General features: G+C 70.8%; 19 protein-coding genes. 15 read left to right on the top strand and 4 right to left on the bottom strand.

Features of this window, described 5'->3' with window-relative positions; translation table 11 throughout:
• Positions 1 to 50: 50 nt before the first annotated feature.
• The 3 genes from ABD733_RS01970 to ABD733_RS01960 form a co-directional block, all read right to left on the bottom strand.
• Entirely contained in the window at positions 51 to 602 is a 552-nt protein-coding gene (locus ABD733_RS01970; RefSeq protein WP_344793362.1) for a hypothetical protein, read from the bottom strand.
• 94 nt (positions 603 to 696) lie between these two features.
• Positions 697 to 1929, bottom strand: a complete 1233-nt coding sequence (locus ABD733_RS01965; protein WP_344793361.1) for a DUF349 domain-containing protein — start codon at positions 1927 to 1929, stop codon at positions 697 to 699.
• A gap of 137 nt (positions 1930 to 2066) precedes the next feature.
• The gene (locus tag ABD733_RS01960) at positions 2067 to 2870 is read right to left on the bottom strand and encodes a peptidylprolyl isomerase (RefSeq protein WP_344793360.1); all 804 of its coding nucleotides are present in this window, start codon (positions 2868 to 2870) and stop codon (positions 2067 to 2069) included.
• A 192-nt stretch (positions 2871 to 3062) separates the two neighbouring features.
• On the opposite strand from ABD733_RS01960, the gene ABD733_RS01955 reads away from it, so the two are divergent.
• The 9 genes from ABD733_RS01955 (at position 3063) to aroB (ending at position 13243) form a co-directional block, all read left to right on the top strand.
• The gene (locus ABD733_RS01955; RefSeq protein ID WP_344795955.1) at positions 3063 to 4499 is read left to right on the top strand and encodes a replication-associated recombination protein A; all 1437 of its coding nucleotides are present in this window, start codon (positions 3063 to 3065) and stop codon (positions 4497 to 4499) included.
• A gap of 133 nt (positions 4500 to 4632) precedes the next feature.
• Positions 4633 to 5262, top strand: coding sequence for a 30S ribosomal protein S4 (gene rpsD / locus ABD733_RS01950; RefSeq protein ID WP_119868536.1), 630 nt, complete (start codon positions 4633 to 4635; stop codon positions 5260 to 5262).
• A 129-nt stretch (positions 5263 to 5391) separates the two neighbouring features.
• On the top strand, positions 5392 to 5574 hold the full coding sequence (locus ABD733_RS01945; protein ID WP_344793359.1) for a hypothetical protein: 183 nt from the start codon (positions 5392 to 5394) through the stop codon (positions 5572 to 5574).
• Between the two features lie 47 nt (positions 5575 to 5621).
• The gene (alaS, locus tag ABD733_RS01940) at positions 5622 to 8282 is read left to right on the top strand and encodes an alanine--tRNA ligase (RefSeq protein WP_344793358.1); all 2661 of its coding nucleotides are present in this window, start codon (positions 5622 to 5624) and stop codon (positions 8280 to 8282) included.
• A complete protein-coding gene (ruvX, locus tag ABD733_RS01935) occupies positions 8279 to 8770 on the top strand; it encodes a Holliday junction resolvase RuvX (RefSeq protein WP_344793357.1) in 492 nt (163 codons plus the stop codon). Before alaS ends, ruvX begins: the two co-directional genes overlap by 4 nt.
• A gap of 3 nt (positions 8771 to 8773) precedes the next feature.
• Positions 8774 to 10255 carry an endolytic transglycosylase MltG gene (gene mltG, locus ABD733_RS01930; protein ID WP_344793356.1) on the top strand — a complete coding sequence of 494 codons (1482 nt, stop codon included), beginning with the start codon at positions 8774 to 8776 and terminating at the stop codon, positions 10253 to 10255.
• Between the two features lie 72 nt (positions 10256 to 10327).
• A complete protein-coding gene (gene aroC / locus ABD733_RS01925) occupies positions 10328 to 11545 on the top strand; it encodes a chorismate synthase (protein ID WP_344793355.1) in 1218 nt (405 codons plus the stop codon).
• Between the two features lie 7 nt (positions 11546 to 11552).
• Complete coding sequence (locus tag ABD733_RS01920; protein ID WP_344793354.1) at positions 11553 to 12065, top strand: shikimate kinase; 513 nt, start codon at positions 11553 to 11555, stop codon at positions 12063 to 12065.
• Positions 12062 to 13243, top strand: coding sequence for a 3-dehydroquinate synthase (gene aroB / locus ABD733_RS01915; RefSeq protein ID WP_344793353.1), 1182 nt, complete (start codon positions 12062 to 12064; stop codon positions 13241 to 13243). Before ABD733_RS01920 ends, aroB begins: the two co-directional genes overlap by 4 nt.
• Before the next feature lie 19 nt (positions 13244 to 13262).
• On the opposite strand, the gene ABD733_RS01910 is transcribed toward aroB, so the two are convergent.
• The gene (locus ABD733_RS01910) at positions 13263 to 13721 is read right to left on the bottom strand and encodes a hypothetical protein (RefSeq protein ID WP_344793352.1); all 459 of its coding nucleotides are present in this window, start codon (positions 13719 to 13721) and stop codon (positions 13263 to 13265) included.
• 78 nt (positions 13722 to 13799) lie between these two features.
• Here ABD733_RS01910 and ABD733_RS01905 point away from each other — a divergent pair, with 78 nt between their 5' ends.
• The 6 genes from ABD733_RS01905 (at position 13800) to ABD733_RS01880 (ending at position 17745) form a co-directional block, all read left to right on the top strand.
• Entirely contained in the window at positions 13800 to 14609 is an 810-nt protein-coding gene (locus tag ABD733_RS01905) for a dienelactone hydrolase family protein (protein WP_344793351.1), read from the top strand.
• A complete protein-coding gene (locus ABD733_RS01900; protein WP_344793350.1) occupies positions 14606 to 15352 on the top strand; it encodes an SDR family oxidoreductase in 747 nt (248 codons plus the stop codon). Before ABD733_RS01905 ends, ABD733_RS01900 begins: the two co-directional genes overlap by 4 nt.
• A 101-nt stretch (positions 15353 to 15453) precedes the next feature.
• Complete coding sequence (locus ABD733_RS01895) at positions 15454 to 16011, top strand: hypothetical protein (protein ID WP_344793349.1); 558 nt, start codon at positions 15454 to 15456, stop codon at positions 16009 to 16011.
• Between the two features lie 110 nt (positions 16012 to 16121).
• Positions 16122 to 16685 (top strand): elongation factor P, encoded by a 564-nt coding sequence (efp, locus tag ABD733_RS01890; protein WP_344793348.1) that lies wholly within the window; start codon positions 16122 to 16124, stop codon positions 16683 to 16685.
• A 15-nt stretch (positions 16686 to 16700) separates the two neighbouring features.
• Positions 16701 to 17117, top strand: coding sequence for a transcription antitermination factor NusB (gene nusB / locus ABD733_RS01885; RefSeq protein ID WP_344793347.1), 417 nt, complete (start codon positions 16701 to 16703; stop codon positions 17115 to 17117).
• A gap of 178 nt (positions 17118 to 17295) precedes the next feature.
• Positions 17296 to 17745, top strand: coding sequence for a MarR family winged helix-turn-helix transcriptional regulator (locus ABD733_RS01880; protein ID WP_344793346.1), 450 nt, complete (start codon positions 17296 to 17298; stop codon positions 17743 to 17745).
• The last annotated feature ends 25 nt before the right edge of the window (positions 17746 to 17770 follow it).

Genomic DNA, 17770 nt, shown 5'->3' with positions numbered 1-17770 from the left:
GGCGCGGCAGCCGGCCGTGAACCCCGGGCATCGACGACCACGCCCGGCGCTCACACCAGGCCGAGGTCGGCGAGACGCTCCCGGGCGGCGAGCCGGTGGGGGAGCGAGCGGGCGCGATCGAGCACCGCGTCGCATCCTGCGCGGTCGACCCGGTGCTCCCGCACGAGCCGTCGGACCACCTCGGCCGCCGGCTCGTCGAACTCGGGACTCCGGCACAGGTCGACGACCGTTCGCGTCGGGCTCGTCACTCGGCGCGGCGCCCCCGGCCCCCCGAAGTCGACGATGTCGGAGGCATGGACGGCCGTGGCGCTGACCCGCAGTCCCTCGGTCTCGGAGCCGTTCTTGCCCCGCCCGTCGCGGAAGACCTCGTGCACCCGCGGTGCGGAAGCCAGAGCACCCCAGACCCAGGCGGCCGAGAGCCGCGCCACGACGAACACCTCCGACGCGTCGAAGACCGAGGCGCGTCGCCAGGGCACGTCGAACTCGGCGATCGAGCAGAAGACACGGTCGAGCCGGAAGACGTCGCCGTCGAGGGCCGCAGCCTGGAGCTCGGTGTCGGGGAGGTCGGTGGCGGTCAGCAGGGAGGGGAGCGTGGAGGGCATGGCTCCACCCTGGCGGAGCGGAGACGGCGACGGCGGCCGGTCCTCCGCGTCTGTGGAGAACCGGCCGCCGCGGGCCGGAGGTGGGGGAGAGCTCTCAGGAGCCGAGGGCGTCGAGCCAGATCTTTCGAGCGTCGAGCGCCTCGCGGGCGTCTTTGATGGCCCGCTGGTCGCCGGACGCCTGTGCCTCCGACAGCTCGACCTCGAGCTTGGCGATGGCGTCCTGGAGCTGACCGGCCAAGCCCTCCGAGCGCGCCTTGCGCTCGGGGTTGTTCTTCTGCCAGAAGTCGTCGTCGAGTGCCCGGACGTGGTTCTCGATCTTGCGGAGCCGGTCTTCGACGGGGCGGACCTTGTCGCGGGGCACCCGCCCGATCTCGTCGAAGCGCTTCTGCACCGAGATGAGGGCGTCGCGCGCCTTCGTGCGGTCGGTCATGGTCAGGATCGGCTCGGCCTCGTCGAGCAGGGCGAGCTTGGCCTCGAGGTTGCCCTCGTACTCGGCCTCGTCTTGCGCGACGATCGCGGTCTTGGCGGAGTAGAGCACGTCGCCCGCCGCCTTGAACCTGGCCCAGAGGGCGTCGTCGTACTTCTTGCCGGCACGGCCGGCGCGCTTCCAGTCCTCGAGGAGGCCCCGGTAGGCCGGGATGCCGTCGGCGCCCTTCGGCGCGAGCCCGTCGGCCTGCTCGACGAGGGCCTGCTTGCGCTGGCGGGCGTCGCGGTGGACGGAGTCGAGCTCGGCGTAGAACGCCTTGCGGTGCGCATCGATCGTCGAGCGGGCGGCGCGGAAGCGCTTCCAGAGCTCGTTGCCCTCGCCCTTGGGGATGCGCGGCCCCTCCTGCTGGTGCTTCTGCCAGCGGGCGAAGATGTCGTCGATCGAGGCGGTGACCTGCTTCCACTGGACGCGGGCAGGATCTTGAGCGGCGAGCTGCTCGGCCTCGACGACCAGGGTCGTGCGGTAGGCGATCGCCTCGGCCTGAGCCTCCTGCGCCTCCGCGCTCTGCTGCTGCGTCAGCTCGACGACGGTGGTGTCGAGAGCGCCCACGCGGGTGCGGAGAGCCTCGATGTCGCCCACGGCGCTCGGCTCGGCGAGAGCGTCGCGGAGGTGCGCGACGGCCTTCGACACGTCGGCGGCAGAGGCCCCGCGCTTCACGCGCTGTTCGAGGAGGGTGACCTGGCCGGCCAGCTCGGTGAACTTGCGCTCGTAGTAGGCGAGCGCCTCTTCGGGCGTCGCGTCGGGGTACTGACCGACGGCCCGCTCGCCGTCGGCTTCGCGGACGTAGACCGTCCCGTCGTCGGCGACTCGGCCCCAGGGCGCCTGATCGTTCGTAGCCACAATTCCACCTTGCTGGATGATCATCTGCGTGCAGTCTGAGCCCGATCGAGCTCGTCGCGCCGGTCGACTCCGATCGGCGCGATGGGTGTTCAGCCTATTGCACGAGCGCGAAGCCTGTGCGATCGCTCGGAACGGCTCTATCGGATGGTGGCTGCCGTGATGGTCGTGGCCACCTTGGGGGAGCCGTCGTTCGCGCTGTTGACCGCGGTGAGGCCCTTGTCGGTGATGCCCTTCTCGAGCGAGGAGAGACCCGAGGTGACCTTGCCGACCACCGTGTAGCCGCCCGTCGAGCCGTCGAGGACCGTGTCGCCGTAGACGATGAAGAACTGCGTGGCCTGTGACGAGGGGGAAGACGCGCGGGCCATCGCGATGACCCCGGTGGTGTAGTCGTTGTCGCTCGGGACGTTCTCGAGCGGCCCGAACTGGAAGCCCGCGTCGCCGGTGCCGTCGGCCTTGGCCGCACCGCACTGGAGGAACTTCGCGGTCGGGGCATTGCTCATGCGCCAGCAGTGCGTGCCCTCGTAGAAGCCCTTCTCGATCAGGCTGACCAAGACGGCGGTGGCCTGCGGAGCCTTCTTCCCGTCGAGCTCGATGCCGAGCCGCACGTTCTTGTTGAGGATCATCGTCCCGGTCCAGGAGCGGTTCTCGGCGATCGACGCCGCCGGGACGTCGCCCGTGTTCGCGCCCTCGGTCGCGGAGGCGGAGGGCGTCGCCGACGCTGACGCCGAGGCCGACGCGCTCGGCTTCTGGGGGTTGAACCCGCCGTGCGCGTAGAAGATCTGCGAACCGGTCCCCAGGGCCCCGATCAGGACGACAGCGACGACGGCGGCGATGTTGTCGCGCTTCCGGCGCCGGACCTGACCCTCGTGCACCTTCTGCCGTGCCGTGTACCGGCGGAGCCTCTCGCGCGATTCGCGGTCCTGGTTCTTGCTCGGTGTCACTGATCCTCCATGGGCGATGGTCCAGCCTGCACTGTAACGGACGGCCGTCGTCCGGCGGGCCCCGGTGAGTGTCGGTGGCCAGGTCTACCATCAGGACCTATGAGCACCGGTCCTTCGAGCGCGGGCGCACGCAGCGCCGAGCGGCCGTCGCGCCCGCGGAGCCTGCAGAGCTCCACGCCGCTCGCGGTCCGCATGCGGCCGACCAGTCTCGACGAGGTCGCGGGCCAGAAGCACCTCCTGCGGCCGGGGTCGCCCCTGGTCCAGCTCGCCTCCGACACCACCGGTGAGTCGGGCGCCGTCTCGGTCATCCTCTGGGGGCCGCCCGGCACCGGCAAGACCACTCTCGCGCAGGCGGTGGCGCACTCGTCGGGCCGGCAGTTCGTCGAGCTGTCCGCCGTGACCGCCGGCGTCAAAGACGTCCGTGCGGTCATGGAGAAGGCGCTGTCGAACCGCGACCTGTACGGCACGACCACGGTCCTCTTCCTCGACGAGATCCACCGCTTCACGAAGGCCCAGCAAGACGCACTGCTGCCGGGCGTCGAGAACGGCTGGATCATCCTGATCGCGGCCACCACCGAGAACCCCTCCTTCTCGGTGATCACACCCCTCCTGTCCCGCTCTCTTCTCCTCACGCTCGAGCAGCTGAGCGACGATGACCTCCGCGAGCTCGTCCTCCGCGCCGTCCACGACGTCCGGGGGCTGGCCGGCGCCGTCGAGGTCGACGACGACGCCCTCGCCATGATCGTGCGGCTCGCCTCGGGCGACGCCCGGCGGGCACTCACGGCGCTCGAGGCCTCGGCGCAGTCGGCGTGGGCCCTCCTCGAGACCGAGTGGTTCGCAGGATCCCGGGGCACCGACCTCGACGGCACCGACCTGGCCGAGCTCGACCCGACCGGCGAGACGGGCGAGATCGGCGACGACGACGACGACGGGCCCGACGGTGACGGCGGCGCCGACGACGACGCCTCCGGCGCCTTCCTCTCTCCCTCTGTCCCGGTGGTCACCGCCGAGCTGGTCGCGCAGTCGGTCGATCGTGCTCTGCTCCGGTACGACCGCAACGGCGACGAGCACTACGACGTCATCAGCGCCTTCATCAAGAGCGTGCGGGGCTCCGACGTCGACGCCGCCCTGCACTACCTGGCACGCATGATCGAGGCCGGAGAAGACCCCCGGTTCATCGCGCGCCGCGTCATCATCTCCGCCGCCGAGGACATCGGCATGGCCGACCCGCAGGCGCTCGTGATCGCCATGGCCGCCGCCGACGCCGTGCAGCTGATCGGCATGCCGGAGGGCCGGATCCCGCTGGCCGAGGCGGTCGTCTACCTGGCCACCGCTCCGAAGTCGAACCGCTCCTACCTGGCGCTCGATCAGGCGATCGCCGATGTCCGCGCCGGCAAGGCCGGCCGCGTGCCGAAGCACCTGCGCGACGCGCACTATCCCGGCGCCAAGCGCCTCGGCCACGGCAAGGGCTACAAGTACTCGCACGACTCCGACTTCGGCGTGGTCGAGCAGCAGTACCTCCCCGACACCCTGCTCGGGTCGACCTACTACGACCCCACCGCGAACGGCAACGAGCGAGACGTGGCGGCGCGCCTCGAGAAGCTGCGCAGGATCACGCGCGGCGAGTGATCGCCGATCCTGCCCGCTCCGTGTAAGCTTGCACGGTTGCCTTTAGCCGGCGACGAACCCCTCTTGTTACGCCTGTCGGCGCTCGCGCGCCTGGCAGACCATCAGTCAATCGACAAGATCGTTAGGAACAGCTTTGTCTACCAAGTCCCGCACCCGCTCGAAGACGCGCCTCTCGCGCGCCCTCGGCATCGCCCTCACCCCGAAGGCCGCCCGCTACCTCGAGAAGCGTCCCTACGCTCCGGGCGAGCACGGCCGCACCAAGCGCAAGACCGACAGCGACTACGCCGTCCGCCTCCGCGAGAAGCAGCGTCTGCGCGCCCAGTACGGCATCCGCGAGGCCCAGCTCAAGATCGTCTTCGAAGAGGCCCGCAAGTCGCGCGGTCTGACCGGTGAGAACCTGGTCGAGCTGCTCGAGGAGCGTCTCGACGCCCTCGTGGTCCGCGCCGGCTTCGCCCGCACCACGGCTCAGGCCCGCCAGATGGTGGTCCACCGCCACATCCTCGTCGACGGCAAGCTCGTCGACCGCCCCTCCTTCCGCGTGAAGCCGGGTCAGATGATCCACGTCAAGCCGAAGTCCGAGTCGATGGAGATCTTCCAGGTCGCTGCTGCCGGCGGTCACGTCGACGTGCTCCCGAAGGTCCCGGCCTACCTCGAGGTCGAGATCGACAAGCTGCAGGCCCGCCTCGTGCGCCGCCCGAAGCGCGCCGAGGTCCCCGTGACCTGCGAGGTCCAGCTGGTCGTCGAGTACTACGCGGCCCGCTAGCCTCAGCCGTTCCGCTCCGAAGGGAGCAGCCACCCAGGTGGCTGCTCCCTTCGTCGTCTGTGGAGAACGAGAATCGCGCACCAGGCGACGAACTAAGCTTGATCCAGCCCACCAGAAGGAGACACACCGTTGAGATACCTGCTCGTCCTGACCATCGGCGTCGCGGCCGGGTTCGTCGTGGCCCACCGGGTGAACGAGACGCCCGCGGGCCGCGAGTTCTTCACGGGCCGCGACAGCCGGATCAAGCGGTTCCAGACCTCGGTGGCCGACGGCTACCGCAGTCGCGAGGCCGAGCTCCGCGACAGGTCCTGACCGGTCCTCCACCGTCCGTCGTCCTTCCTCGATCCTGAGAGACCCCCATGCTGACCGCAGACATCCGTAACCGCTGGCTCCAGTTCTTCGGCGATCGGGGGCACACCGTCGTGCCCTCGGCCTCGCTCGTGAGCGACGACCCGAGCCTGCTCTTCGTCGTCGCCGGCATGGTCCCCTTCATCCCCTACCTGTCCGGGCTCGTCCCCGCGCCGTACCCCCGCGCCACGAGCGTGCAGAAGGTCATCCGCACCAACGACATCGAAGAGGTCGGCAAGACCCCGCGCCACGGCACGTTCTTCCAGATGAACGGCAACTTTTCGTTCGGCGACTACTTCAAGGAGCAGGCGATCTCCTACGCCTGGGAGCTCCTCACGACGAGCGAGGCCGACGGCGGCCTCGGCTTCGACCCCGAAGACCTCTGGGTCACCGTCTACAAAGACGACGACGAGGCCATCGCGCTCTGGAAGAAGATCGCCGGCCTGCCCGACGAGCGCATCCAGCGCCTCGACAAAGACACCAACTACTGGCACACCGGCCAGCCCGGTCCCGCCGGGCCCTGCTCCGAGATCTTCTTCGACCGCGGGCCCGCCTACGGCATCGACGGCGGCCCGGCCACCGACGACGACCGGTACGTCGAGATCTGGAACCTCGTGTTCATGCAGTACCAGATCGAGAACGTCCGCTCGAAGGTCGACTTCGACATCGTCCGCGAGCTCCCGCACAAGAACATCGACACCGGCATGGGCCTCGAGCGCGTCGCGTTCCTCAAGCAGGGCGTCGACAACATGTACGAGATCGACCAGGTGCGCCCCGTCCTCGACCGCGCGTCCGAGCTCTCGGGTCGCCGCTACGGTGCCGACCACGAAGACGACATCCGCATGCGGATCATCGCCGACCACGTCCGCTCCGCGCTCATGCTCATGAGCGACGGCGTGACGCCGTCGAACGAGGGCCGCGGCTACATCCTCCGGCGCCTCATGCGCCGCACCATCCGCTCGATGCGCCTGCTCGGCGTCGAGGGCGCGACCTTCCCCGAGCTGTTCGCGGCGTCCCGCGACGCCATGAAGGCCGCCTACCCGGAGGTCGAGACCGACTACGACCGCATCTCCCGCCTGGCGTTCGCCGAGGAGGAGACCTTCCTCCGCACCCTCAGCGCCGGCACGAGCATCCTCGACGAGGCCGTGGCCGCGACCAAGAGCGCCCAGGAGCCCCAGTTGAAGGGCGACACGGCCTTCCTGCTCCACGACACCTTCGGCTTCCCGATCGACCTCACCCTCGAGATCGCCGAGGAGGCCGGCCTGTCGGTCGACCGCTCCGCCTTCGACTCGCTGATGGCCGAGCAGCGCTCCCGAGCCAAGGCCGACGCGAAGTCGCGCAAGGTGGCCCTCGCCGACCTCAGCGTGTACTCCGCCTTCCGAGCGGCCGGCGAGACCGTCTTCACGGGCTACGACTACCTCGACACCGACTCGACGATCCTCGGCATCATCGTCGACGGGCAGTCCGTCGACAAGGCCGTCGCCGGCGACATCGCCGAGGTGATCCTGCGCGAGACCTCGCTCTACGCCGAGTCCGGCGGCCAGGAGGCCGACGCGGGCAGCATCGTGGGCAACGGCTTCGACCTCGAGGTGCTCGACGTGCAGAAGCCGGTGAAGGGCCTCATCAGCCACCGCGTGCAGGTGCGCTCCGGCGAGGTCGGCGTCGGTCAGGCCGCGACGAGCGTCGTCGACCCGGTCTACCGGCGAGGCGCCACGCAGGCGCACTCCGCGACGCACCTCATCCACGCCGCGCTCCGCCAGGTGCTCGGCCCGGAGGCCCACCAGGCCGGCTCGTACAACAAGGCCGGCTACATGCGGCTCGACTTCAACTGGTCGAACCCGCTGTCTCCCGACACCCGGTCCGAGATCGAGGACATCGCCAACCAGAAGATCCGCGACGACCTCCAGGTGACTACGCGCATCCTGCCCCTCGACGAGGCGCGCGCCGCCGGCGCGATGGCGCTGTTCGGCGAGAAGTACGGCGACGAGGTCCGCATGGTCGACATCGGCGGGCCCTGGTCGCGCGAGCTGTGCGCCGGGACGCACGTCTCGACCTCGTCGCAGATCGGTCTGATCAACCTGGTGGGGGAGTCGTCGATCGGCTCGACGAACCGCCGGGTCGAGTCGCTCGTCGGAGTCGACGCGTTCCGCGACTTCGCCGCCGAGCGCGCGATCGTCGGCCAGCTGACGTCGTCCCTCAAGGCCCCGCGCGAGCAGCTGCCGGAGCGGATCGCCGCCCTCGCGGCCGACCTCAAGGCCGCCGAGAAGCGGATCGCCGAGTTCGAGGCCGCGGCTCTCGCCACCCGCGTGCCCTCACTGGTCGAGAAGGCGTCGACCCTCGGCGCGCTCACCGTCGTCATCGAGTCCGTGGGCCAGGTGAAGTCGTCCGACGAGCTCCGCAGCCTCGCGATGAACGTCCGCGAGCGTCTCGGCGCCTCGTCGGCGTCGGTCGTCGCTCTCGCAGCCGACGTCTCCGGCAAGCCCGCGGTCATCGTCGCCACGACACCCGGCGCCCGCGACACCGGGGTCAAGGCCGGTGCGCTGGCCCGGACCGCCGCGGGCATCCTCGGGGGCGGCGGCGGCGGCAAAGACGACCTCGCCCAGGGCGGCGGCTCCGACCTGTCGGCGATCCCCGCAGCCCTGTCGGCCATCGGCGACGCCCTCCGCGGGTGACCTTCCGTCGCGGCAACCGCATCGGCGTCGACGTCGGGCGGGTCCGGATCGGGGTCGCCCGCAGCGACCCGGACGGCCTCCTGGCGATGCCGGTCGAGACGGTCGCGCGCTCGGGTTCGACGGGTGACGACGTGCGCGCGATCCTGACGCACGTCGTCGACCTCGACGCGCTCGAGATCATCGTCGGGCTGCCGCTCTCGCTCTCGGGCGGCGACACCCCGTCGACCGCCGACGCCCGCGAGTTCGCCGAGCGTCTCGCGGCGGCCGCGGCCCCCCGCCCGGTGCGGCTCGTCGACGAGAGGCTGTCGACGGTGACCGCGCAGGGCGCGCTCCGAGCGGCCGGCCGACCGGCCAAGAAGCAGCGGTCCGTGGTCGATCAGGTGGCCGCCGTTATAATTCTGCAACACGCCATCGACCTCGAGCGTTCGAGCGGTCGCCCACCGGGTGCTCTCGTGCCGAGTGAGGCGACACCCGACGAAGGACGATGACACGTGGCAGACGAACCCTCCTGGGACGAGATCTTCCCCGGACCGCCGGCGGCTCGTTCCGACGGTCGTCCGCGGGCTCAGGCAGCGCCGCTGTCCCGCCGTGAGCTCCGAGAGCGCGAGCGGGCGGCCGAGGCAGCCGCCGCGGAGCGCGTGCAGCAGCAGCAGGCCGCGGCGCAGCAGCGGCAGGCCGCGGCGCAGCAGCCCGCCCCGGCCGACGACGACCTCTTCGCTCTCGCCAACGCGGTAGCTCCTCCCGCGCGCTCTGACACGACGACGTCGGCGTCCCGCGCCACCACGGGCGCCCCGTCCCCGCAGTCCTCGGCGGAGTACGGCTCGGCCCCGCAGCTCCCCGCCGACCCTCAGGACGGCGGGCGCCCCCCGCGGTCCTCGAGGCGCCGGACGCCCGGTGGACGCCGCCGACCGCACCGCGGCACCTACATCCTCATCGCCGTCCTCGTCCTCGTCCTCGGCGGCGGCGCGGCCGTCGCCTCGACGCTCTACAACCAGTACGGCCCCGGCATCTCCGCCCTGTTCGGCTCGAAGGAGAGCGACGACTACACCGGCTCCGGCAACGGCACCAAGGTCGACTTCACCATCGTCCCCGGCGACATCGGCTCCACGATCTCGAAGAACCTGGCCAAGGCCGGCATCACGAAGAGCTCGGCAGCGCCCTACCAGATCCTCCTCGCCGACACGACGATCCAGTTCCAGCCGGGCACCTACTCGATGTTCGAGCACATGAGCGCCCAGTCGGCGATCGACCGCCTCCAGCTCGCCAGCGCGCGGATCACGACGAAGCTCGTCATCCCGGAGGGCACCACCCTCAAGGGCATCATCCAGCTCATGGCAGCCACGACGAAGATCCCCGTCACCCAGGTCACAGCCGCCGCCGCTGACTACAAGAGCTACGGCCTGCCGTCGAACGCGTCGAGCCTCGAGGGCTACCTGTTCCCGGCGACCTACGACCTCCAGCCGGGCAACACGGCCAAGCAGTACTTCCAGGAGATGGTCGACACCATGAAGAAGCATCTCGCCGATGCCGGTGTCGCCCCCGCGAACTACGAGCACACGATCATCTTCGCCTCCCTCATCCAGAAGGAGGCCGGTCTCGCCGCCGACTACCCGAAGGTCGCGCGCGTGTTCCAGAACCGCATCGACCAGGGCATGCTCCTGCAGTCCGACGCGACCGTCGCCTACGGCGCGGGCACGACCGGGCGGGTCACGACGACCGACGCCGAGCGCGCCGACGCGTCGAACAAGTACAACACCTACGTCCACAAGGGCCTGCCGGTCGGGCCCATCTCGAATCCCGGAGACATCGCTCTCCAGGCGGCGCTGCATCCTGCGGCCGGCTCGTGGCTCTACTTCGTCACGGTCGACCTCGACTCCGGCCAGACGGTCTTCTCGACGACCTACGCCGAGCACCAGAAGGCCGTCGCGCAGTTCCAGTCGTGGCTCCGCGCCCACCCCGAGTACGACAAGTAGGGGCGGGCCGAGGCTCCGGGGGCGGGAAGGGCGCAGGATCGCGGCGCCGGGCACGTGTGGAAGAATCGACCCATGCTTCGTTGGATGACCGCGGGTGAGTCGCACGGCCCCGAACTGATCGCCGTTCTCGAGGGGCTGCCCGCCGGCGTCCCCGTGCTGATGGACGACCTGCAGGGCGACCTCGCGCGCCGCAAGCTCGGCTACGGCCGCGGCTCGCGCATGAAGTTCGAACAGGACGAGCTGCACATCTCCGGCGGCGTCATCCACGGCCGCTCCATCGGCAGCCCGATCGCCCTCCGCATCGGCAACACCGAGTGGCCGAAGTGGCAGGAGGTCATGAACCCCGAGCCCGTCGAGGTGAGCGATGCGTCCCGCGGCCGGAGCGCGCCCCTCACGAGGCCGCGTCCGGGTCACGCCGACCTCGTCGGCATGCAGAAGTACGGCTTCGACTCGGCCCGCCCTATCCTCGAGCGTGCCAGCGCCCGCGAGACCGCAGCGCGCGTCGCTCTCGGCGCGGTCGCCAAGTCGTTCCTCGCCGAGCTCGGCATCGAGCTGGTCAGCCACACGCTCTCCATCGGTCCCGTCCGCGTCCCCGAGGGCCGACCGCTTCCCCGCCTCGACGACGTCGAGGCCCTCGACGCCGACCCGCTGCGCTGCTTCGACGCCGAGACGAGCGCCCTGATGGTCGCCGAGGTCGACGACGCCAAGAAGGCGGGCGACACGCTCGGCGGCGTGGTCGAGGTCCTGGCCTACAACCTGCCTCCCGGGCTGGGCTCCCACGTCCAGTGGGACCGCCGGCTCGACTCGCAGCTCGCGGCGGCACTCATGGGCATCCAGGCGATCAAGGGCGTCGAGGTCGGCGACGGCTTCCTGACGACGACGCGCCGCGGCTCCGAGGCGCACGACGAGCTCCACCGGACGGCCCAGGGCATCTCGCGCGACACCGATCGTGCCGGCGGCACCGAGGGCGGCATGTCCACGGGCACCGTCCTGCGGGTCCGGGCGGGCATGAAGCCCATCGCGACGGTGCCTCACGCCCTCGCGACGGTCGACGTGTCGACCGGCGAGGAGGCGAGTGCCCACCACCAGCGCTCCGACGTCTGCGCCGTCCCGGCGTCCGGTGTCGTCGCCGAGGCGATGGTCGCGCTCGTGCTGGCCAACGCCGTGCTCGAGAAGTTCGGCGGCGACTCCATCGACGAGACCAGCCGCAACGTCGACGGCTACCTCGCTGCGATCCCCGAGTTCCTCACCACGACCGCCGAGTCCGGCGTCCCCGCAGCCCGGCTGTGACGCGGCGATGACCGCGCTCCAGACGGCGGTCGTGCTCATCGGTCCGATGGGCGCCGGCAAGACCAGCGTCGGCAAGCGCGTGGCGAAGTCCCTAGGTGTCCGGTTCATCGACACCGACAGGGTCGTAGCGCGCGAGCACGGCCCGATCCCGACCCTCTTCGAGACCCTGGGCGAACCGGGCTTCCGAGCCCTCGAGCGTGATGCGGTCAGAGACGCCGTCGCCCAGCCGGTGGTCGTGTCGCTCGGGGGCGGCGCCGTCCTCGATCCTGCGACGCGCGCCCTCCTCCGGGAGCTCCCGGTCGTCCTGCTCACCGTCACACCCGAAGCGGTGGAGTCGCGCATCTCCGGCAGCGACCGGCCCCTGCTCCACGACGACGGCCTGGCCGCCTGGAAGGCCATCGCGGCCGAGCGCGCACCTCTCTACGCCGACCTGGCCGACCTCACCCTCGACACCTCCCACAGACCCCTCTCGCACGTCGTCGCCGACATCGTGACCTGGGTCGGAACGGACCACGCATGAGCGACAGCACGACGAGCCCCGCCCAGGCCGACGAGGCGCCGGCCTCGACGGACAGCACCACCACAGGCAGCACCGCCACAGACAGCACCGCCACAGACAGCACCGCGACGACGGTGATCCCCGTGGGCGGCGACTCGCCCTACGACGTGCTCGTCGGGCGCGGCGTCGTCTCCGAGCTCGGCGGCGTGCTCGGGTCCAAGGTGCGGAAGGTCTTGATCGTCCACTCGGGGCCCCTGGGCGCCCGCGCCGAGGCGCTCCGGCAGCAGCTCCTCGGCGAGGGCTTCGAGGCGATGATCGCCGAGATCCCCGACGCCGAGGCCGGCAAGCGGGTGGAGGTCGCGGCGTTCTGCTGGCAGATCCTCGGGCAGGCCGACTTCACGCGCACCGACGCGATCGTCGGCCTCGGCGGGGGAGCCACGACCGACCTCGCCGGGTTCGTCGCGGCGACCTGGCTGCGCGGCGTCCGTCTCGTGCAGGTCCCGACGACCGTGCTCGGCATGGTCGACGCCTCCATCGGCGGCAAGACCGGCATCAACACGGCCGAGGGCAAGAACCTCGTCGGCTCGTTCTACGCGCCGGCCGGGGTCCTCGTCGACCTGGAGATGCTCGACGGCCTCGCGCGGAACGAGATCCTGGCCGGGTTCGCCGAGATCGTGAAGGCGGGCTTCATCGCCGAGCCCGAGATCCTCGACATCATCGAGCGCGACGTCGACCGCGTCGTCGACCCGTCGACGCCCGAGTTCCGCCGCGTCGTCGAGCTCGCGATCGCCCTCAAGGCCCGCGTCGTCGGAGAGGACTTCACCGAGGCCGGCCTCCGCGAGATCCTCAACTACGGGCACACCCTCGGTCACGCCATCGAGCACGCCGAGCGCTACCAGTGGCGCCACGGCGCCGCCGTCTCGGTCGGCATGGTGTTCGTCGCCGAGCTCTCGCGGCTCGCAGGGCGCCTCTCGGACGAGGTCGTCGACCGGCACCGGAGCATCCTGACGTCGCTCGGTCTCCCGGTCCAGTACCCCGTCGGCCGCTGGAACACCCTCCTCGCGACGATGCAGCGCGACAAGAAGGCGCGCGCGGGCATGCTCCGCTTCATCGTGCTCGACGACATCGCCCGGCCGACCGTCCTCGAGGCGCCCGACCAGAGCCTGCTGTTCGCCGCCTACCAGGAGATCGGCTCCTGACGCCGGTCCTGCCGGGGCTTCAGTCGGCCAGCCAGCGGAACATCCGCGCCCGGTAGGCCGCGACGAGGGCGGCCGTCTGCACGACGAGCCCCACCGTGTCGAGGCCGATCGTCCGAGCGACGGCGGGCGACGGCGACGCTGACGCTGACACTGACGACACCAGGATCACCGCGACAGTCCAGGCGGCCAGCGCGACCAGGGCGAGGACCGCCGCGATCCTGCGCCCGACACCCGGTCGAAGCTGCAGGCGTCCTCGCAGGACGATCGCGGTCACCGCGACGAAGAGACCCATTCCCGCGCAGGCGGTACCGACGCGGACGCCGTCGCCCGCGTCGCGGAAGAGGGTCAGCCCGGCGACGAGGCCGGAGAACAGCAGGATCTCGGAGGTCCAGAGGCCGATGGTGAAGGCGCGGGTGTCGTCGACCCGCGGCTCGAACGACACCAGGTCGCTCGGCGCCCGGGGATCCTGCTCGGCCATGCGCCGAACTCTACGCGGGCCGCTTGCGTCGATCGGACCGCGGCGACTCCTACGATGATCCTTGAGCGAAGGAGCGACATGACAGGTGCGCCACGATCCGACCTGACCGGATGGGCGAGGTCGTCCTTCACAGGTGCCGGCCTGACCTACGACGTGTTCGAGAAGGGCGCGGGGCCGGGAGTCGTGCTCATCCCCGAGGTTCCCGGGATCACGCCCGAGGTCCTCGGCCTCGCCGACCACCTCGTCGAGCGCGGCTTCACCGTCGTCGTCCCGTCGCCGTTCGGCGAGCCGGGCCGCGAGGGCACCGTCGGGGCGGTCCTCCGCGTGATGCCGCGGCTCTGCGTCGCGGCGGAGTTCCGGGCGTTCGCCACCGGTGCGCACCGCCCGATCACCGACTTCCTACGCGCGCTCGCCTCCGACCTCGCCGCCCGCACCCCGGGCCCGGGCGTCGGGGTGATCGGCATGTGCTTCACCGGCGGCTTCGCCCTCGCGGTCGCCGTCGACGACTCGGTCGCGGCGTCGGTGCTCAGCCAGCCCGCCGTGCCCTTCCCCCTCGGACGTTCCCGGCAGCACGACCCGGGCATGTCGCCCTCCGAGCTCGACCGCATCGCCGCCCGCGCCGAGGCGGGAGAGGTGTGCGCCATCGGCCTGCGCTTCTCGAACGACGCCTCGGTGCCGCGCGCGAGGTTCCGAGCGCTCTCCGAGAGGCTCGGCGACGCGTTCGAGGTCATCGAGCTCGACTCGTCGAAGGGCAACGCCGCAGGATTCGCCGGCAGTGCGCACTCGGTGCTCACCGGCGAGGTGCGAGAGACCCCGCGGCACCCCGCTGCCGCCGCCCGCGCGCGGGTCGTCGAGTTCCTCGGCGAGCGGCTGGCCCCCCGCGCATGACTCTTTCGATCGAGGGCCGCACCGCTCTCGTGACCGGCGCCAACCGCGGTCTCGGCCGGGCGTTCGTCGACGGCCTCCTCGCGCGCGGCGCCCGGCGCATCTACGCCGGCACCCGCGGCGACGCACCGTGGAGCGACCCGCGCGTGGTGCCGCTCACCCTCGACATCACCGACGCCGCGCAGGTGCAGGATGCGGTGGCCCGCTGCCCGGACGTCGATCTGCTGGTGAACAACGCCGGCATCCTGCGCCTCGACCCGCTCGTCGGAGCGGCGGACGACAGCGCCGCGCGCCAGGCCATGGAGGTCAACTACTTCGGAACGCTCCGGATGTGCCGCGCCTTCGCACCCGTGCTGGCGGCGAACGGCGGGGGAGCGCTGGTGAACGTGCTCTCGATCGCGAGCTGGGTGGCGCCGCCCGCGAGCGGCGGCTACGGAGCATCCAAGGCCGCCGCGTGGTCGATGACGAACGCGGTCCGGGTGGAGCTCCGCGAGCAGGGCACCCTCGTCGTCGCCGTCCACGCCGGGTTCATCGACACCGACATGGTGACCCGGGTCCGCGCGCCGAAGGCCAGCCCGTCGGACGTGGTCGCGCAGGTGCTCGACGGCGTCGCGCAGGGCGCCGAGGAGGTGCTCGTCGACGACGAGAGCCGGGCGACCAAGGCGGCGCTGCCCCGCGACCTCGAGGAGCTCTACCCGCGACTGCAGCAGGTGTGGGATGCGCGGCGGCGGGGGCCGCGGTCGTGAGCGATCGGGCGGGGGACGCGCAGGAGGACGAATTCGATCCGAGACTCCTGCCGTGGCAGCCGGTGACCCGGCGAGGCTGGATTCTGCTGCCGGGTGTGATCGTGCTCCTGTCCCTTCTCGTCCTGGCAGCCACTCACGGAGTCGCGACGACAGCTCTCACCGTTCGTCTCACCGACGGATGGCGTGTCGCGGCTCTTGCTGCCCTGTGCGGGGCTGTCATCCTGGCCGTCTTCGGCAGACGGGCGTACATCGAGGTGTCGGAGACGGCTGCGAGACAGAACCGGCGTGCGTTCGTCGGCGTCGGCATCGGCCTCGCCCTGACGCTGGCTGTGACCGGAGCGGTGTCGGGAAGCTCCTTCCTCGCCTCCAGCTCCCTGAGCGGCCTCCTCCTGTTCGCCGTCCAGGCACGCGCTGAGATGGTCCGGCTGCTCGACCGACGCCCGGCGAGAGCCCGAGGCATCGCACTCGGCCTTCTCGCCCTCGGACTCCTCGGCCTCCTCGGAGCGTCCTGGGCCGCTTTCTTGTCCGATCTGCCGGGCCCCTCGCAGGGTGCCGTCGTCGGTGACGGCGTCGTCTACGGCACGATCGCGATCGTCGCCTCGATCCTGCTGCTCCGCAGGATCACGAGGCTCCGCCGCGGTCTCCGGGGCCCCGCGTAGAGTTCCGGGTACACTTGTCTGGGCCGTCACCGGCCCCGTGCCGCGCCTTCCGAGGCTGCAGAGCACCAGACCACTTCACAACTCCTCAGACGTAAAAGGATTTCCAGCGCATGGCGACTACCAACGACATCAAGAACGGCGCCGTTCTCAACATCGACGGCCAGCTCTGGAACGTGATCGAGTTCCAGCACGTCAAGCCGGGCAAGGGTGGAGCGTTCGTCCGCACGAAGATGAAGAACGTCATGAGCGGCAAGGTCGTGGACCGCACGTTCAACGCCGGCACCAAGATCGATTTCGCCAACGTCGACCGCCGCGAGTACACCTACCTCTACGCCGAGGCCGACGGCTACGTGTTCATGGACACCACCGACTACGACCAGATCAACATCCCGGCCACGGTCGTCGGCGACGCCAAGAACTTCATGCTCGAGAACCAGAACGTCCAGGTCGCGCTGCACGACGGCGACCCGCTCTACATCGAGCTGCCGGCCTCGGTCGTCCTCGAGGTCACCTACACCGAGCCCGGCCTCCAGGGCGACCGCTCGACCGGCGGCACCAAGCCCGCCACCGTCGAGACCGGCTACGAGATCCAGGTGCCGCTGTTCCTCGAGACCGGCACGCGGGTCAAGGTCGACACGCGCGACGGCAGCTACCTCGGTCGCGTCAACGACTAGGCGGCGCCTCCACCCATGAGTGCCAGAACCAAGGCCCGGAAGCGCGCGCTCGACGTCCTGTACGTGGCCGACATCCGGCAGATCTCCATCGACGACGCTCTCGTCCAGGAGACCCAGCGTGCGATGGCGAACCCCGAGCGCACCTCGTCCTGGGGCTACGCGCGCGACATCGTCCAGGGCGTGATCGAGAACCGTCCCGAGATCGACGAGCTCATCGAGACATACTCGCAGGGCTGGTCGCTGCAGCGGATGCCGACCATTGACCGCGCGATCCTCCGCATCGGCATCTGGGAGCTGACGCACAACGACGACATCCCCGACGCCGTGGCGATCTCCGAGGCCGTCGAGCTCGCGCAGACGCTGTCGACCGACGACTCGGCGGGATTCGTGAACGGACTGCTGGGCAGGATCGCGACCACCACCGCTTCCTGACGCCAGCGGCGCCTGCGCGCCTGCCGCGCCAGCCCAACCAGCGCGCCAGCGCCAACCACCTCCACCGAGAGGCCGTTTTCCGCCCTCCCGCACCCGTGCGGGGGCGGAAATCGGCCTTTCGCCGGCCCAGATGAGTTGCGCGCAACATGATCGTGCGCGAGGTGCTAGCGTCGGGAGCGTGCCGACAGCCACCGCGATCCCCGCCCCGCTCCTCGACGAGCAGATCTGCTTCGCGCTCTACAGCGCGTCCCGGGCGATCACGTCGCGCTACCGCGAGCTCCTCGAGCCGCTCGGCGTCACCTACCCGCAGTACCTCGTCCTGCTCGTCCTCTGGCAGGACGGCCCCTCGACCGTCACGCACCTCGGCGAGCGCCTGCAGCTCGACTCGGGCACCCTGTCGCCGCTCCTTCGCCGCCTCGAGGCCACGGGTCACGTGGCCCGCAGCCGCAGCCACGACGACGAGCGCGTCGTCGAGGTGTCGCTGACGCCCGGCGGCGAGGCGCTGCGGGAGGCGACCGCCTCGATCCCGGGCAGCATCTGCGAGGCGACCGGCCTCGATCCTGCGGCCCTCGTGGCTCTGCAGGGGCAGATCACCGCCCTCGCCGGCTCCGTCCGCGCGACCCTCTGACTCGACCTCCTTCCGCTCCACCTCA

The sequence above is a fragment of the Frondihabitans peucedani genome (assembly GCF_039537585.1).
Classification (GTDB): Bacteria; Actinomycetota; Actinomycetes; order Actinomycetales; family Microbacteriaceae; genus Frondihabitans; species Frondihabitans peucedani.
The sequence above is the reverse complement of the archived record's forward strand: the minus strand, read 5'-3'. Positions and strand labels throughout refer to the sequence as shown.

Coding starts and splice junctions, on each gene's coding strand:
- ABD733_RS01910 (WP_344793352.1), bottom strand. CDS start 13,721: ATGGCCGAGCAGGATCCCCGGGCGCCGAGCGACCTGGTGTCGTTCGAG.
- ABD733_RS01970 (WP_344793362.1), bottom strand. CDS start 602: ATGCCCTCCACGCTCCCCTCCCTGCTGACCGCCACCGACCTCCCCGAC.
- alaS (WP_344793358.1), top strand. CDS start 5,622: ATGCTGACCGCAGACATCCGTAACCGCTGGCTCCAGTTCTTCGGCGAT.
- nusB (WP_344793347.1), top strand. CDS start 16,701: ATGAGTGCCAGAACCAAGGCCCGGAAGCGCGCGCTCGACGTCCTGTAC.
- ABD733_RS01920 (WP_344793354.1), top strand. CDS start 11,553: ATGACCGCGCTCCAGACGGCGGTCGTGCTCATCGGTCCGATGGGCGCC.
- efp (WP_344793348.1), top strand. CDS start 16,122: ATGGCGACTACCAACGACATCAAGAACGGCGCCGTTCTCAACATCGAC.
- ABD733_RS01900 (WP_344793350.1), top strand. CDS start 14,606: ATGACTCTTTCGATCGAGGGCCGCACCGCTCTCGTGACCGGCGCCAAC.
- aroB (WP_344793353.1), top strand. CDS start 12,062: ATGAGCGACAGCACGACGAGCCCCGCCCAGGCCGACGAGGCGCCGGCC.
- ABD733_RS01905 (WP_344793351.1), top strand. CDS start 13,800: ATGACAGGTGCGCCACGATCCGACCTGACCGGATGGGCGAGGTCGTCC.
- ABD733_RS01955 (WP_344795955.1), top strand. CDS start 3,063: ATGCGGCCGACCAGTCTCGACGAGGTCGCGGGCCAGAAGCACCTCCTG.
- aroC (WP_344793355.1), top strand. CDS start 10,328: ATGCTTCGTTGGATGACCGCGGGTGAGTCGCACGGCCCCGAACTGATC.